Consider the following 14,915-nt stretch of genomic DNA (forward strand, 5'->3'; position numbering starts at 1 on the left):
TTAACGAAACTAGATATTTTGCTTTATTCGACTATGGCTCCTCTTATAAGAAAAACTAAAAAACCCATAAAAAACGCGGCTTAGCGCTACAGTTCGACGCCGCAAATAGGTATACTTTTCAGTCATTTTTTCCAGCAGGTCAGGCTAATGCAAAAGTACGATATGAAGACCTTCCAGGGGTTGATCCTGGCATTACAAGATTATTGGGCACGCCAGGGCTGCGTTATTGTTCAGCCGCTGGATATGGAAGTAGGGGCCGGTACTTTCCATCCTATGACTTTTTTACGTTCTTTAGGCCCAGAGCCTACCAACGTGGCTTATGTGCAACCTTGTCGCCGTCCTACCGATGGCCGTTACGGTGAAAACCCTAACCGTCTGCAGCACTATTATCAGTTTCAGGTGATCTTAAAGCCGTCGCCAGCCAATATTCAGGAGCTGTATTTAGGTTCCTTACGTGAACTGGGTATTGATACCCTGGTGCACGATATCCGTTTTGTCGAAGACAACTGGGAATCGCCAACGCTGGGCGCCTGGGGTCTGGGTTGGGAAGTGTGGCTAAACGGCATGGAAGTGACTCAGTTCACTTATTTCCAGCAAGTAGGTGGCTTAGAGTGTCGTCCTGTCACAGGCGAAATTACCTATGGTTTAGAGCGTCTGGCGATGTATATCCAGGGCGTAGACAGTATTTATGATCTGGTATGGGCTGACGGTCCTTTAGGCCGTGTCACTTATGGTGATGTGTTCCACCAGAACGAAGTAGAGCAATCTACTTATAATTTTGAATATGCTGACGTACCAGCGCTCTTCACTTACTTCGACCAGTGTGAAGCGGAAAGCCAGAAGCTGATTGAAGCAGGTTTAGCTTTACCGGCTTATGAAAAAGTAATGAAAGCCTCGCACGCTTTTAACTTACTGGATGCCCGTCACGCCATTTCTGTGACCGAGCGTCAGCGTTATATTCTGCGGGTTCGCACCCTGGCTAAAGCCTGTGCTGAAGCCTATTTCGCTGCGCGGGAAAAGTTAGGTTTTCCCCTATGTAGTGATAGCAAGTGCCGTAACCAGTCAAAGCAGGAGGCATAATGTCTGTGCAAGATTTTTTCGTAGAAATTGGTACCGAAGAGTTACCACCAAAAGCTTTAAAAACCTTAGCTACTGCCTTTAGCGACAATATTGTTGAAGAGCTGGCGAAACAAAACTTAAGCCATGGCGAAGTCAGCTGGTACGCAGCGCCACGCCGTTTAGCTGTTCGTGTGAATCAACTTGCATTGCAACAGCAAGACAAAGTGGTAGAAAAACGTGGCCCGGCTTTGGCTGCAGCTTTTGATGCCGAAGGTCAGCCAACTAAAGCTGCTGCAGCCTGGGCTGCATCAAACGGTATTACTGCGGATCAAGCCGAACGCTTAGAAACAGACAAAGGCGCCTGGCTCATTCATAAAGCGCTGATTAAAGGCGAAAGCACAACGGCTTTATTACCAGCTGTGATCACCACAGCTTTAGCTAAGTTGCCTATTGCCAAGCCAATGCGCTGGGGCAATTCAACGGCCGAATTTATTCGCCCTGTGCACACTGTTACCCTGTTATTAGGTGACGACGTAGTGCCAGCCACTATTCTGGGCAAAGAGTCGGGCCGTGTTAGCTATGGTCACCGTTTCCATGCACCAGCTTTGGTAGAAATCAAAAATGCCGATGCCTACTTAAGCACGCTGGAACAGTCTTACGTCATTGCCGATTTTGCCAAACGTAAAGCCATTATTGCTGAAAACGTAGCAGCTCAGGCCAAAGCTTTAAACGGCGTGGCGCTGATGGATGATGCCTTGCTGGAAGAAGTCGCGTCATTGGTTGAATGGCCAGTTGTGCTGGTAGGTTCTTTTGAAGAACGTTTCCTGCAGGTTCCTGCTGAGCCGTTAATTTCCACCATGAAAGACAACCAGAAGTATTTCCCGCTGGTTGATAACAATGGCAAGTTACTGAATAAATTCATCTTTGTGGCGAACATTGCCAGCAAAGACCCAAGCCAGATTATCTCTGGTAATGAAAAAGTCGTGCGCCCACGTTTATCTGACGCTCAGTTCTTTTTTGTCACTGATGCCAAAACCAAACTGGTTGATCGTCTGCCAGCCTTAAGCACTGTGGTGTTCCAGCAAAAGCTGGGAACTTTACTGGAGAAATCAGAGCGTATCGCCAAAGTAGCGGCTTTTATTGCCGGCAAAATTGGTGCTGATGTACAGCATGCTGAACGCGCTGGTTTGTTATCGAAAACCGACTTAATGACCAATATGGTCGGCGAGTTCCCTGAAGTGCAGGGCGTGATGGGTATGCATTATGCCCGCCTTGACGGTGAGCCAGAAGCTGTGGCTGTAGCGCTGAACGAGCAATACAAACCACGTTTTGCCGGTGACAGCTTGCCAAGCCAGCTTGAAGCTTGTGCTGTGGCTATCGCCGATAAAATGGATTCGCTGGTGGGTATCTTTGGTATAGGTCAGGCGCCAAAAGGTGACAAAGACCCCTTCGCCTTACGCCGTGCTGCCATTGGTGCGCTGCGTATTATGGTGGAAAAACAGTTACCACTGGATTTAATCGAACTGATTGAGTTCAGCAAAACCACCTTTGGTGACAAGCTGACTCAAGCCTGCGTATCCGACGAAGTACTGGACTTTATGCTTGGCCGTTTCCGCGCCTGGTACGAAGGCGAAGGTTTTGGTGTTGACGTGATCCAGGCCGTATTAGCCCGCCGTCCAACCAATCCGGCCGACTTCGACCGCCGTGTTAAAGCTGTAGCTGAATTCCGTAAACTGGACACCGCTTTAGCTTTAGCTGCCGCCAATAAGCGGGTAGCGAACATTCTGGCCAAAGTAACAGAAACTATTCCTGCCAGCATCAACAGCGCTCTGCTCAGCGAAGAAGCCGAACAAGCACTGTACAAGGCCATAGTGGCCGAACAAGCTTATCAGGCGACTGTAAGCAGCTACGCTGAAGGTTTAAGCCATCTGGCCGCCATGCGCGATGTAGTAGATCAGTTCTTCGACAAAGTAATGGTCAATGCCGACGATGCAGCAGTACGCCTAAACCGTCAGGCCTTGTTACAGCAATTACGTGAATTATTCCTGCGTGTAGCGGATATTTCTGTATTGCAGTGATAAGTAACTTATTGATAGTAAATAAAAAAGGAGCTCATGCTCCTTTTTTGTTGGGTAAGATAGTCATTATAAAAGTAGAGGCTTCGGAGCCTACTGATTTAACCACTTCCTAAACAAAGCTGTTTTGGTTTTACTGCTGATAGCAGGTTCTTTATCACAGCTGAGTACTACAGCCACTGACTCTTTGTTGTAAGGTTCTACCTGCAAAATACTGCTGATATGCAGGATATCGCTGCGATTCAGCCGGAAGAATTCGCAGGGGTCGAGCTGGCTTTCAATATCGCCTAAATTGGCTTCTGTCAGTATATGTACGCTGTTATTTTTATCTGTGGCTAGTAATACACCGTTGGCGGCTCGAATAAGCAGAATATCGGCGACTGGCAAAATAGATAAGCTTTGGCCTTTGCGTAATAAAAAACGCTTTTTATAAGCTGGTGCCGCAGCTACCACTGGCTGCTGTAGTTTATGTTTAAGCTGGGCAAAGTTCAGCATAGCTTCGGCGAATCTGGAGTAGGAGAAGGGCTTCAGTAAATAATCCACCGCCTGGTATTGAAACACCTGCATCCAGTATTGATCGTAAGCTGTGGCGAAAAGCACAGGGCAAGGTAAATCCAGCTGCTCTAACGCAGTAAATACCTGGCCATCTGTCAGCTCTACATCGGAGAAGATTAAATCCAGCTGCACAGCTTTAGGCCCTGCAGCGAAAAACTCCAGTACCTGCGCCACAGAACTTAGTTGCGCAACTATCTCTACATCGGGCTGATATCGTTTCAGATAACCTGCCAGCTTTTCTGCTGCTAAAAGCTCGTCTTCAATAATCAGTACTTTCATGGCTAATCCTTGCTTATGCCGCCGATTCTAAACACTGTGTTGTAGCGGCACTTTCACTATAAATTCGTCATTTTGTAGCACAGCTATGGGTTTGCCGAATAAGGCCAGGCAACGTTCGGACAAATTTGTTAAGCCAATGCCTGTGCCGGGTTGAGCAAAAGTTTTGGGTCTTAGTGGGTGACGCACTATTAACTGGTTGTGCTGCAGCTCTATTTGAATAACTAAAGGCTGTTCGGCTGAAGCGCTGTTATGTTTTACCGCGTTTTCCAGCAGCAACTGCAGGCAGCAGGGCACTAATTGATAGTTTGTTTGTTGTTGCGGCTCTATAGTGATTTGCAACTGAAAACTGGCCGGAAAGCGCTGCGCCAACAGCGCCATATAATGCTGTGCAAAAGTCAGCTCGTCGGCCAAAGACACCATCGTTTTGCTGCCTTGTTGCAACTGGTAACGGTAAATATCGGCAAAATGGTCGAGAAACTGTTCGGCTTGGTCCGGGCTTTTATGAATAAGCACAGACAACACATTTAAGTTATTAAACAAAAAGTGCGGGTCCAGCTGTTGTTGCAACAATTGCAGCTTGTACTGCTGGTTATGCTGCTGCGCCTGCATAAGCTCCAGCTGCTGTTGTTGCTGGCGTTTTAATGCCTGCCAGAGTAAGTCAGCTCCGGCTATTAAGCTATGCACCAGCAGATACATCAGGCTGACCCGCAGATACTGTTGTAGTAACAAGGCTTGGCCTATTGTTATGTCGATTAAAAGTTGTAGCCCTGTCATCAAGCCAACAAAAATCAGCAAACTTAAGCCAAAGCTTTGGCTATAACGCTGCAGCAGTGAAGCCGTAGCGTCTTTAGCCCAAAGCACAGCATCTAACTTACGGCTTAACCAAAGCGATAACACCGCCTGCAAGCTCAGCCAGACAGGGGCATCGGCATGAAATTGTAGCGGTTGCCCAGGCGCTGTTTGCAGCAGCGCCAGATACAACATCAAACCATAGGAAAAGGCCAATAACAGTAAAAAGGTTTTTAGCTGTTTCATCATTTCACCTGTACTGCTTCAGGTAAACGCATCAGTTCGCTGCCATCTTCGGCATAAAACACCAGTTGAGGTTGTCCATCTGTGTCCACAGCCATTTCAATTCGTTTATTTCCTTGTGGATCATTAAGTTGCAGCATCGCTTTTTTGTTTAATGTGCCATAAAAAGCCCTTCTGTGACCATGAATATCTGGGTGTAGTTGTTCCAGTTCTTTAATTCGGGCAGAGGCCGTCGCATCACCTTTTTCGGCGGCAAACATCAGTTGCATATAATCATCAATAGGGTACTGCGGCCTGTCTATCACGTTCAGGCCTGTCACCAGCATACCGTCCTGCTCAATATGTTGTAGCGCCAGGCTTTGGTCCTGATTGTAACGGTCAAAAGATAAATGCAGGCCATGCTCCACTTTGCCGTCTTTTTCAAAACCCCGGAACACAAAACCACCGTTTTCTGTGCCTTCGTCATTGTAAAAAATCATGCCTGGGCGCGGACCCGGATCAAAAAATTCTTTGCCATCTTTAATGGCTTTAGGTGCATGGCCGGTATTGGCTATCACCAAACGTGGATGACCGCTGGGTTCCATCACATTAATACGCTGCACATTCAGTTCACGCACTGTGCTGCTGTCGCTTGGCAGCAGTTGGGTTTTAATGGTTAAAGCCGCCAGCGTTGTGATTAACAGCAGGTTTAAGTTAGTTTGGTTAAAGATTTTATGAGTCTGTTGCATCGTATTTTCCTTGTTTATCATTGATTAAATGTCTTGATGCAGGCAGTGTGGCGGAGCTGTGTTGGCCCTTACAGAGCGAACCGATAAAGAGCGGAAAATCGCATTTAAAGGGAGGATAAATTCAGTTGGATCAGCATGCCTTGTTTAAATAACTGCTTACATTTAATGACTTAAGTTGTTTTTGTTTTTCTGTCAGTCTGATCCTTATCAAAAGCTAAATAAGGAAAGACTGATGCAGAACAGGATCAAGCTAAGGCTGTTAAGTGGTGGTTTGCTAATTGCGACCAGTATTCTGGCCATGCCGGCTTCGGCTATTGTTATTCGTCACGACAAAGCGCCAGAGCTGTATCTGGCCACCAAAGCCGATTTTCCGCCTTTGGTGACCTTCTACAACATTGGTGTGCACGGAACTTTGATTGCGCCTGAATGGGTGCTTACCGCTGCTCATACTGTGTTTTGTTTGGATCAGGGCCAGCCCATTCAGGTGGGAGATGAATTAGTTGAGGTGCAGGCGCGTTACAGTTATCCCTCTTATCAGTTGGGTAAACAGAATGACTTAGCGCTGATTAAATTGGCAAAACCTGTACTGAGTGTGGAACCCGCCAAATTGTATCGCCAGCAGGACGAGCGTGATCAGGTGCTTTGGTTTATTGGCAGCGGCGGCACAGGTACTGGTTTAACCGGTGAAACTGTAGGCTATAAAGAAAACAACGGCGTGCTGCGTAAGGCTCAGAATAAAGTAACTGCAGTGACCAAATCCGATCTGCGTTTTGTTTTTGAATCGGATCAACAAGCTCTGGAACTGGAAGGTGTATCAGGCAATGGCGACAGCGGTGGCCCGGCTTATCTGAAAAAAGAGGATGGTTATTACCTGCTTGGAGTGAGCTCCAGAGTGGATTCCTGGTTTAAGGATGTAGGCGAATATGGCGTCAAAGAGCTGTATACCAGAGTATCCAGTCATGCCAGTTGGATAGATCAGGTGATGGCTGCGGATGATGCAGCCAGAGCAAAACTAAGCTCTGCAGATGGGTTTTTACAAGAAGGCATGACAGCTGAAAACTTGCCGGGCATTTGTGCTTCTTTAAGCCTGAAAACTAAGTCTTAGATCCGGCCTTAGCCAGATTTTTTCACTAAATAGCGGTAAGGCTCAACGCTGGTATCGCTGGCTACCAGCTCATGTTCCATAAAACGACAGAAAGCCGGAATATCGCGGGTAGTGGCAGGGTCGTCAGCAGTAATTAATAGTGTCTGGCCCGCCGTCATTTTACGAATAGCCAAGCGGGTCAACATCACAGGCTCAGGGCAACGTAAACCTAAAGTATCCAGCAGCTGATCGGCTGTTGCAAATAACTGTTCCGGGTTCGACATGGCTCTTGCTCCAAAGCTTTCAGACTAAAAGGGCGCTTATGCTAACTTAGCTTATGGGTGCTGAAAAGCCGGAATTAAGCGAAAAGACCAGCTCCAGGCTAAGATTGGGCAAAAAGACGCAAATTACGATAGCATATCGATAATTTCGCTTATACCTGCTGCTGTGACAGGGCTTGATACAGGACTCAGCTGATGAATGATTTGGTGCTCGATCTCACCCCTTTGCATAATGCCACCAACAGGCTACATGAAGGCTGGTTAAGGTATCAGCAAGATATCAGTGACACTCAAATTCGTGATGGTTTGGTACAGCGTTTTGAATTTACTTATGAAATCAGTCATAAAATGCTGAAACGTTACCTGGAAATGGCGTCGGCTACCCCTGAACTAGTTGATCAAATGCCATTTCAGGATTTGATCCGCACTGGTAATGAGCAGGGTTTATTAGTGGGAAGCTGGCCGGACTGGCGTTTGTATCGTGAAATGCGTGGAAAAACCAGTCATAGCTACGATGAAGCTGTAGCTTTAGAAGTGGTAGCTGGTATTCCAAAGTTTTTAGCTGAAGCCAGCTATTTATCTGAGCAATTACAAAAGAGAATGGCATGAGTATTAGTCAGTTAGATATCAGTTCTGAGCATTTGGCCATAGTGCAGCATATCTTGCGACAATTGGTGCCTTCCTGTGAAGTCTGGGCTTTTGGTTCACGCGTTAAAGGGTCAGCTAAGCCTTTTTCTGATTTAGATTTGGTGATTATGTCGCAGCAGCCTTTGTCTTTAGCTTTAATGGCCAGTTTACACGAAGCCTTCTGTGAGTCTGATTTACCGTGGAAAGTAGATATTGTGGATTGGTCGACAACAAGCCCGGAGTTCAGGGCTGTGATTGATCAGCAGAAAGTAAAAGTTCAGGCTGTGGTGTTTTAAAGCCTCTGTTGCATTTCAAAGTACAAATAAAAAGGGCTGGCCAAAGCCAACCCTCTTATTTAAAAGCGAACAGCTACTATTTATTCAACTCTTTCAAACACTGTCGCTATGCCCTGGCCTAAACCAATACACATAGTGGCTAAACCGTATTTGCCGCCTTTGTCTTCCATCACGTTAATCAAGGTTGTGCTGATACGTGAACCTGAGCAACCCAGCGGGTGACCGAGGGCTATGGCGCCGCCGTTTAAGTTTACTTTGGTGTTCATATATTCCAGCAAACCTAAGTCTTTCATCACAGGCAGAGCCTGAGCAGCAAAGGCTTCGTTTAATTCGGCGTAGTCGATATCAGCAATAGTGATACCAGCAGCTTTTAATGCTTTTTGACTGGCTGGCACCGGGCCGTAACCCATAATAGACGGGTCACAACCAGCTATACCCATACCTATGACTTTAGCGCGGATTTTTAAACCCAAAGCTTTGGCTTTTTCTTCACTCATCACCAGCATGCCAGAAGCACCATCTGATAATGCAGAAGAAGTACCGGCAGTCACAGTACCGTTGGCCGGGTCAAACACCGGACGTAAAGCGCCCAGAGCTTCTACTGTGGTTTCAGGGCGTATTACTTCGTCGGTATCAAATACTTTTAATACGCCGTCAGCATCATGGCCTTGCACCGGAATAATTTCGTTTTTAAAACGACCTTGCAGCGTGGCTTCATAGGCTAAACGGTGTGAGCGGGCGCCAAACTCGTCTTGTTGCTGACGGCTGATGCCATGCAGTTTACCTAAGAGTTCAGCCGTTAAACCCATCATGCCAGAGGCTTTGGCGATGTTTTTGCCTAAACCCGGGTGGAAATCAACACCATGGTTCATCGGCACATGGCCCATATGTTCCACACCACCAATTAAATATACGTCGCCCATGCCGGTTTGAATGGCACGTACTGCGTCGTGTAAGGCCTGCATCGATGAACCACAAAGGCGGTTTACCGTGACGGCTGGCACTGAATGTGGAATGCCTGCCAATAACGAGGCGTTACGGGCCACGTTAAAACCTTGTTCCAGAGTTTGTTGTACACAACCCCAGATAATGTCGTCTATCTCGGCTGGATCTAAAGCCGGATTACGTTCAACCAAAGCGGCCATCACATAAGCGGATAACTCTTCAGCACGCACGTTGCGGAAGATACCTGCTTTAGAACGACCCATTGGGGTACGAATACAATCAACGATCACTGCTTGTTTCATTTGTTTCTCTCCGCCTTAAACCGGGTAGAACACGGCACCAGAAGCTGCCATGGCGCGGGTTTTGTCTGTTACCTGATAGATTTCACCTAAGTGGGCGTATTTGTCAGCTAAAGCAACAAAGTTAGCCAGACCAATGGTGTCGGCATAACGCAACGGGCCACCACGGAACGGAGGGAAACCTAAACCATAAATTAAGCCCATATCAGCTTCTGCAGCGCTGGCAACAATGCCTTCTTCCAGACAGCGGATCACTTCGTTAATCATGGGCACCATACAACGGGCAATAATATCGTCGGCGCTGAATTCCACACCTGAAGCACCAGCTTTAGCCAGTAAGTCATAGGAAACTGCATCAGAATCTTTTTTCGGTTTGCCTTTGGCATCTTTGCTGTACGCATAGAAACCTACACCGTTTTTCTGACCATAACGCTGTGCCTGATACATCAGGGCTACAGGGTCGTTTTCTACTTTGCCCATGCGAGTTGGGAAGCCTGCAGCCATCACGTCTGTGCAGTGGAAAGCGGTATCTAAACCAACAACGTCCAGCAAGTAAGCAGGGCCCATAGGCCAGCCGAAGGTTTTTTCCATCACTTTGTCTACTTTGGCAAAGTCAGCACCGTCTAATACCAGTTTGCTGAAACCTGCAAAGTACGGGAACAAGACGCGGTTGACGTAAAAACCAGGGCAGTCGTTCACCACTATAGGGGACTTGCCCATTCTGGCAGCGTAAGCCACAACGGCAGCTACGGTTTCTTCGCTGGTGTCTTTACCACGAATGACTTCTACCAAAGGCATTTGGTGCACAGGGTTAAAGAAGTGCATACCACAGAAGCGGCTTGGGTCTTTTAAATTGGCCGCTAAAGAATCAATAGAGATAGTAGAAGTATTGGAAGTAATAATGGCGTCGGCCGCTACTAATTCTTCCACTTCTTTTAATACAGCGCCTTTGATTTTTGGGTTTTCAACGACTGCTTCAACCACTATGTCGACAGTTTTCACTGCTTCCATGCTCAGCGTAGGCTGAATGCTGGCAATAACTTTCGCCATACCAACAGCATCCAGACGTTTGCGCTCTACCTGTTTATTCAACAGCTTAGTGGCTTCGCCCATACCCAACTCTAAAGCTTTGTCGGCTATGTCTTTCATCACAACTGGCACGCCTTTTAATGCAGACTGGTAAGCGATGCCGCCACCCATAATGCCTGCGCCTAATACGGCTGCTTTTTTGATGTCTTTCGTTGCTACTTTGGCTGCTTTTTTAGCTTTGCCTTTAATCAACTGGTCATTGAGGAATAAACCAATCTGGGCAGCAGCAGCTGTAGTTTTTGCCAGTTTGGCAAAAGATGCGTTTTCTAAAGCCACAGCACCTGCTCTTTCTAAGCGGGCCGCTGCTTCAATAGTTTCTACTGCAACCATAGGGGCTGGGTAATGTTTACCTGCATTGGCAAACACCATACCTTTGGCTGTGTTGAAGCTCATCATGGCTTCAATTTTATTCAGCTTCAGTGGCTGTAATTTGGCGGCGCGTTTTTTCTGCCAGTTCAGTTTGCCAGCTATGGCATCCTTGATCATGGATAACGCAGCGTCTTTTAATTTTTCTGGTGCAACAACGGCGTCAATAGCGCCTTCTTTTAATGCAGCGTCAGCGCCACGTTCTTTACCAGTCGTGATCCATTCCATACCACCGTCAGCACCAATAATGCGAGGTAAACGTACTGAACCACCAAAACCTGGCATTAAGCCCAGTTTTACTTCAGGTAAACCTACTTTGGCTGTCGTATCTGCTACACGGTAGTCTGCTGTTAAGGTCCACTCAAAACCACCACCTAAAGCAAAACCACGAATAGCAGCAATGGTTGGAACCGGTAAATCTTCTGCCAGGTCAAATACATCAGAGGCAGATTTGATCCAGGGGATAAGTTCAGCTTCAGGCTGCTGGAATGTACCTAAAAACTCAGTAATATCAGCGCCTACGATGAATGCGTCTTTTCCTGAGGTGTAAATCACGCCTTTGAGGTTTTTATCTGCATGCAGCAGATTCAAAGCTGCACGACAATCTGCTAAGGTTTGTTGGTCAAATTTATTAACTGAACCTGCAGCATTAAAGGTAAACTCGGCAATACCATCCGCCAGATAGGCGACGGTGATGCTGTTACTCTGGTAGATCATGAATGTTCTCCTTCGTCCGATAGGGTGGACTATTGCTTTTATTCGCAACTGGTAAGATGAGTCTATTGCAGTCTCAGTGTGTCGTGGTTAAGTAAAAATTTCAACCGTTATTTAAACACTTGTTTGAATTTGCGATAGATGTCCCAGTAACTATAGGTGGTAAAAATTTGTATGTGGCGTTTCTCCTCTGTTTTCCGTCCATCGCTCTGGTTACTGGCAACTGCCGCCTTATCCGTGGTTTTTCCTGCTCATGCTATTAATGAGGGCATGCGTAAGCGTTTTGCTTTAGCCGAAAAAAACATTCATAAACTCACCGAAACTCAGGCAAAAAAAGTATTAAAAGAAATGGAAACTTATCCGCTGCAGCCTTATCTGGAACTGGAGTGGCTGAGTAAATCGCTGGATGATACCAATGCTGTTGTACGTTTTATGCAGGAGCATCAAGGCACACCGTTGGAGCGTACTTTACGTAAACGCTGGCTGATTTATCTGGCCGATCGTAAACAAGCGCAGTTATTTCTGAAAAATTATCAGTATGGCTCTGATGTGGTGCTGGATTGCCAGGCGCTGGAAATGCGGCTGGTGCTGGAAAAACCTGCTGCTGTATGGCCTGCTGTGCGTGACTTATGGGCTGTAGGCAAATCACGGCCTGATGAATGTGATCCTATCTTTGACCGTTGGCGCAAAGCGGGACAGCGTACACCTGAAGCCGTCTGGCAGCGGGTACTGGCTGCGGCAAAAGCCGACAATCAGCGGATGTTGCCTTACTTGCGTAGCTTATTGCCTAAAAACCAGCAGTATCTGGCAGAAAAGTGGGTGCAGGTGATGGATAACCCTGCTTTGGTGTATCGCAAAAACTTCCTGCCGTTACGCAGCCCGCTGGAACGGGATTTAGCTGCTTATGGCATACAAAAACTGGTTTGGAAAAAGCCGGATCAGGCTATAACGGTCTGGGAACGTTTTGCTCACGACCCTGCATTCAGCAATGAAAACCGCGCTGTCACCGCCCGTCAGATGGCTATAGCTTTGGCCAGCAAAAATGATCCCAGGGCTGAGAAGTTTATTAATATAGTGCCGGCTGAATACAAAGACAGGCTTTTTGTGCAGTGGAAACTGGCGAGTTTACTGCGTAAAAAAGACTGGTACGCTGTGATTGAAGCCGTGAAGGCGTTGCCGGAAGAGTTGGCCAAAGATGATGCCAGCCAATATTGGTTAGCCCGAGCTTATCTGCAGGTCGATCTAAAAGAATCCTCCACTCATATTTATCAGCAACTGGCGAAAAAGCGCAGTTATTATGGTTATCTGGCAGCTGCACATCTGGGGCAAGCCCCAAGTCTGGCGCACAAGCCAGTGCCAGTGACTGAAACTGACTTTTTGGCCTTTAAAAGCAGTGCCCCAGTACGGCGGATGAAAGAATGGCAAGCCATTAAACGCCCTAATGCAGCTAAACGTGAACTGACCCATTTACAGCAATACGGCACTGATTTACAAAAATACAGTGCAGCTAAGCTGGCCTTTGAACTGGGTTGGTACGACAACGCTATAGTGGCGCTGGCCAAAGCTGAATACTGGGATGATGTCGATTTACGTTTCCCTATGGCCTATAACAAAGAAATTCAGACTTATTCCAAAAAAGCCAAAGTGGATCCGGCCTGGGCTATGGCAATAGCCCGGCGTGAAAGCACTTTTATCCCAACGGCCAAGTCGCCTGTGGGTGCCCTCGGTCTGATGCAAATTATGCCGGCTACCGCCAAACATATTACCGGCCGCAGAGTATCGGTGGAGCAGTTGTATAATCCGGTCACCAATATTAATTACGGTACTTATTATCTGAATTATCTGATGAAGCATACCGGCAATAATGTGGTGTTTGCCACTGCGTCCTATAATGCCGGCTTTAGCAGGGTAAAATCCTGGATCCCCAAAGATGGTTCAGTACCACTGGATATCTGGGTGGAAACTATTCCTTTTAAAGAAACCCGTGACTATGTCAAAAACGTCATGATGTATTACCAGGTCTATAGTTTAAAAATGCAGAAAAATCAGCGTATTTTTGAACCCCTGGCCGAGATGAGGATAGGGGTGGAGGGCTAAAGCCTTCATGGTACACTGTGTTGATTTTAATGGTTTTTAGTAATAAATAACGGAATTTGAATTTATGCGTCCAGCTTATCAAGAACTTTACGCCGCTCATTTATTTGCGTTGCAGCAACGTACTAAAGCTGTATTAGCCCGCGAGAATCTGGACGCTTTGGTGATCCACTCGGGCCAGGCAAAACGCCAGTTCCTCGACGATATGGATTACCCCTTTAAAGTAAATCCATTGTTTAAAGCCTGGATCCCTGTGGTGGATAATCCGAATTGCTGGCTGATTGTGGATGGTGTGAATAAACCTAAGCTGGCTTTTTATCTGCCAAAAGATTTCTGGCATAAAGTACCGGATGCTCCTGATTCGTTCTGGTCTGGTTTTTTTGATATTCAAATTCTGGAAAAAGCCAATCAGGTTGAGCATATTTTGCCTTACGACAAAGGCCGTATGGCTTATCTGGGTGAGCATATTGAAGTGGCCACGGCTTTAGGTTTCAGTGAAATTAACCCTGAAGCTGTGATCAGTTATCTGCATTACCACCGTGCTTATAAAACTGAGTATGAACTTAGTTGTATGCGTCAGGCCAACAAACTGGCAGTGGCTGGGCACAATGCTGCCAAAGCGACTTTTATGGCGGGTGGGTCAGAGTTTGATATTCAGCTGGCCTATCTGGCCGCTGTGGGGCAAAGCGAAAACGAAGTGCCTTATGGCAATATCATAGCGCTGAATCAGAACGCGGCCATCTTGCATTACACAGCTTTGGAGCGGAAAAAACCTGCAGAGTTTCATTCGTTTTTAATAGATGCTGGTGCCAGTTTCCATGGTTATGCCGCCGATATTACCCGCACTTACAGTTTTTTAAATGATGAATTCGCCGCGCTGATTAATGCGATGACGGAAGTGGAACTGAAGCTGGTGGATGGTTTAAAGCCTGGTATCAAATACCCGGATTTACATATCGAAGCTCATCAATATATAGCCAAAATTCTGGCTGATTTTAACTTTGTCCAGATGTCCGCAGAGGGCATAGTCGAATCCGGTATCAGCCGTACTTTTTTCCCGCATGGTTTAGGTCATCACTTGGGTTTACAGGTGCATGATGTGGGTGGTTTTATGGCGGATGAACGTGGTACTCATGTTGCCGCTCCGGATGATCATCCATTCCTGCGTACTACCCGGCTGGTGGAAGCCAATATGGTCTTTACCATTGAGCCTGGTTTGTATTTTATTGACTCCTTATTGGCGGATTTAAAAGACACAGCCCATGGCAAAGCCGTGAACTGGGAAAAAGTAGCGCAATTCCGTAAATACGGCGGCATTCGTATTGAAGATAACGTCATAGTGCACAAAGACCGCAATGAAAATATGACCCGTGATCTGAAGCTGGCTTAAGC

The 14,915-nt window shown here is 46.7% G+C and carries 13 protein-coding genes; 7 read left to right on the plus strand and 6 right to left on the minus strand.

Features of this window, described 5'->3' with window-relative positions; translation table 11 throughout:
* Positions 1-147: 147 nt before the first annotated feature.
* Together glyQ and glyS are read left to right on the plus strand one after the other, a co-directional pair.
* Entirely contained in the window at positions 148-1,080 is a 933-nt protein-coding gene (glyQ, locus tag RHEIN_RS01360) for a glycine--tRNA ligase subunit alpha (protein WP_008897174.1), read from the plus strand.
* The gene (gene glyS, locus RHEIN_RS01365) at positions 1,080-3,137 is read left to right on the plus strand and encodes a glycine--tRNA ligase subunit beta (protein ID WP_008897175.1); all 2,058 of its coding nucleotides are present in this window, start codon (positions 1,080-1,082) and stop codon (positions 3,135-3,137) included. The genes glyQ and glyS overlap by 1 nt, the downstream gene beginning before the upstream one ends.
* Positions 3,138-3,227: 90 nt before the next feature.
* On the opposite strand, the gene RHEIN_RS01370 is transcribed toward glyS, so the two are convergent.
* From RHEIN_RS01370 to RHEIN_RS01380, 3 genes are read right to left on the minus strand one after another with little or no spacing between them, the layout of a single operon-like run.
* Positions 3,228-3,968 (minus strand): LytR/AlgR family response regulator transcription factor, encoded by a 741-nt coding sequence (locus RHEIN_RS01370; protein ID WP_008897176.1) that lies wholly within the window; start codon positions 3,966-3,968, stop codon positions 3,228-3,230.
* Positions 3,969-3,995: 27 nt separating this feature from the next.
* On the minus strand, positions 3,996-5,003 hold the full coding sequence (locus tag RHEIN_RS20230) for a sensor histidine kinase (RefSeq protein WP_008897177.1): 1,008 nt from the start codon (positions 5,001-5,003) through the stop codon (positions 3,996-3,998).
* Positions 5,003-5,728, minus strand: a complete 726-nt coding sequence (locus RHEIN_RS01380; RefSeq protein WP_008897178.1) for a hypothetical protein — start codon at positions 5,726-5,728, stop codon at positions 5,003-5,005. The genes RHEIN_RS20230 and RHEIN_RS01380 overlap by 1 nt, the downstream gene beginning before the upstream one ends.
* A gap of 232 nt (positions 5,729-5,960) precedes the next feature.
* On the opposite strand from RHEIN_RS01380, the gene RHEIN_RS01385 reads away from it, so the two are divergent.
* Positions 5,961-6,833, plus strand: coding sequence for a S1 family peptidase (locus RHEIN_RS01385; RefSeq protein ID WP_008897179.1), 873 nt, complete (start codon positions 5,961-5,963; stop codon positions 6,831-6,833).
* 8 nt (positions 6,834-6,841) lie between these two features.
* Here RHEIN_RS01385 and tusA read toward each other — a convergent pair whose 3' ends face one another.
* Positions 6,842-7,096, minus strand: a complete 255-nt coding sequence (gene tusA / locus RHEIN_RS01390) for a sulfurtransferase TusA (RefSeq protein WP_008897180.1) — start codon at positions 7,094-7,096, stop codon at positions 6,842-6,844.
* A 192-nt stretch (positions 7,097-7,288) separates the two neighbouring features.
* On the opposite strand from tusA, the gene RHEIN_RS01395 reads away from it, so the two are divergent.
* Both RHEIN_RS01395 and RHEIN_RS01400 read left to right on the plus strand, forming a co-directional pair.
* Positions 7,289-7,702 carry a nucleotidyltransferase substrate binding protein gene (locus RHEIN_RS01395; RefSeq protein WP_008897181.1) on the plus strand — a complete coding sequence of 138 codons (414 nt, stop codon included), beginning with the start codon at positions 7,289-7,291 and terminating at the stop codon, positions 7,700-7,702.
* The gene (locus RHEIN_RS01400; RefSeq protein ID WP_008897182.1) at positions 7,699-8,016 is read left to right on the plus strand and encodes a nucleotidyltransferase family protein; all 318 of its coding nucleotides are present in this window, start codon (positions 7,699-7,701) and stop codon (positions 8,014-8,016) included. The genes RHEIN_RS01395 and RHEIN_RS01400 overlap by 4 nt, the downstream gene beginning before the upstream one ends.
* Before the next feature lie 80 nt (positions 8,017-8,096).
* Here RHEIN_RS01400 and fadA read toward each other — a convergent pair whose 3' ends face one another.
* Together fadA and fadB are read right to left on the minus strand one after the other, a co-directional pair.
* Complete coding sequence (gene fadA, locus RHEIN_RS01405) at positions 8,097-9,263, minus strand: acetyl-CoA C-acyltransferase FadA (RefSeq protein ID WP_008897183.1); 1,167 nt, start codon at positions 9,261-9,263, stop codon at positions 8,097-8,099.
* A 15-nt stretch (positions 9,264-9,278) separates the two neighbouring features.
* Positions 9,279-11,432, minus strand: coding sequence for a fatty acid oxidation complex subunit alpha FadB (gene fadB, locus RHEIN_RS01410; RefSeq protein WP_008897184.1), 2,154 nt, complete (start codon positions 11,430-11,432; stop codon positions 9,279-9,281).
* 171 nt (positions 11,433-11,603) lie between these two features.
* On the opposite strand from fadB, the gene RHEIN_RS01415 reads away from it, so the two are divergent.
* Together RHEIN_RS01415 and pepQ are read left to right on the plus strand one after the other, a co-directional pair.
* On the plus strand, positions 11,604-13,526 hold the full coding sequence (locus RHEIN_RS01415; RefSeq protein ID WP_008897185.1) for a transglycosylase SLT domain-containing protein: 1,923 nt from the start codon (positions 11,604-11,606) through the stop codon (positions 13,524-13,526).
* Positions 13,527-13,590: 64 nt separating this feature from the next.
* Positions 13,591-14,913 (plus strand): Xaa-Pro dipeptidase, encoded by a 1,323-nt coding sequence (gene pepQ, locus RHEIN_RS01420; protein ID WP_008897186.1) that lies wholly within the window; start codon positions 13,591-13,593, stop codon positions 14,911-14,913.
* Positions 14,914-14,915: the final 2 nt, after the last annotated feature.

Origin of the sequence: Rheinheimera sp. A13L, assembly GCF_000217935.1 — a bacterium.
Lineage (GTDB): Bacteria > Pseudomonadota > Gammaproteobacteria > Enterobacterales > Alteromonadaceae > Pararheinheimera.

Bases quoted from the DNA above. Each gene is read 5' to 3' on its own strand.
- glyS (WP_008897175.1), top strand. From the start codon at position 1,080: ATGTCTGTGCAAGATTTTTTCGTAGAAATTGGTACCGAAGAGTTACCA.
- fadB (WP_008897184.1), bottom strand. From the start codon at position 11,432: ATGATCTACCAGAGTAACAGCATCACCGTCGCCTATCTGGCGGATGGT.
- RHEIN_RS01385 (WP_008897179.1), top strand. From the start codon at position 5,961: ATGCAGAACAGGATCAAGCTAAGGCTGTTAAGTGGTGGTTTGCTAATT.
- RHEIN_RS01400 (WP_008897182.1), top strand. From the start codon at position 7,699: ATGAGTATTAGTCAGTTAGATATCAGTTCTGAGCATTTGGCCATAGTG.
- tusA (WP_008897180.1), bottom strand. From the start codon at position 7,096: ATGTCGAACCCGGAACAGTTATTTGCAACAGCCGATCAGCTGCTGGAT.
- fadA (WP_008897183.1), bottom strand. From the start codon at position 9,263: ATGAAACAAGCAGTGATCGTTGATTGTATTCGTACCCCAATGGGTCGT.
- RHEIN_RS01395 (WP_008897181.1), top strand. From the start codon at position 7,289: ATGAATGATTTGGTGCTCGATCTCACCCCTTTGCATAATGCCACCAAC.
- RHEIN_RS01370 (WP_008897176.1), bottom strand. From the start codon at position 3,968: ATGAAAGTACTGATTATTGAAGACGAGCTTTTAGCAGCAGAAAAGCTG.
- RHEIN_RS20230 (WP_008897177.1), bottom strand. From the start codon at position 5,003: ATGAAACAGCTAAAAACCTTTTTACTGTTATTGGCCTTTTCCTATGGT.
- RHEIN_RS01380 (WP_008897178.1), bottom strand. From the start codon at position 5,728: ATGCAACAGACTCATAAAATCTTTAACCAAACTAACTTAAACCTGCTG.
- pepQ (WP_008897186.1), top strand. From the start codon at position 13,591: ATGCGTCCAGCTTATCAAGAACTTTACGCCGCTCATTTATTTGCGTTG.
- RHEIN_RS01415 (WP_008897185.1), top strand. From the start codon at position 11,604: ATGTGGCGTTTCTCCTCTGTTTTCCGTCCATCGCTCTGGTTACTGGCA.
- glyQ (WP_008897174.1), top strand. From the start codon at position 148: ATGCAAAAGTACGATATGAAGACCTTCCAGGGGTTGATCCTGGCATTA.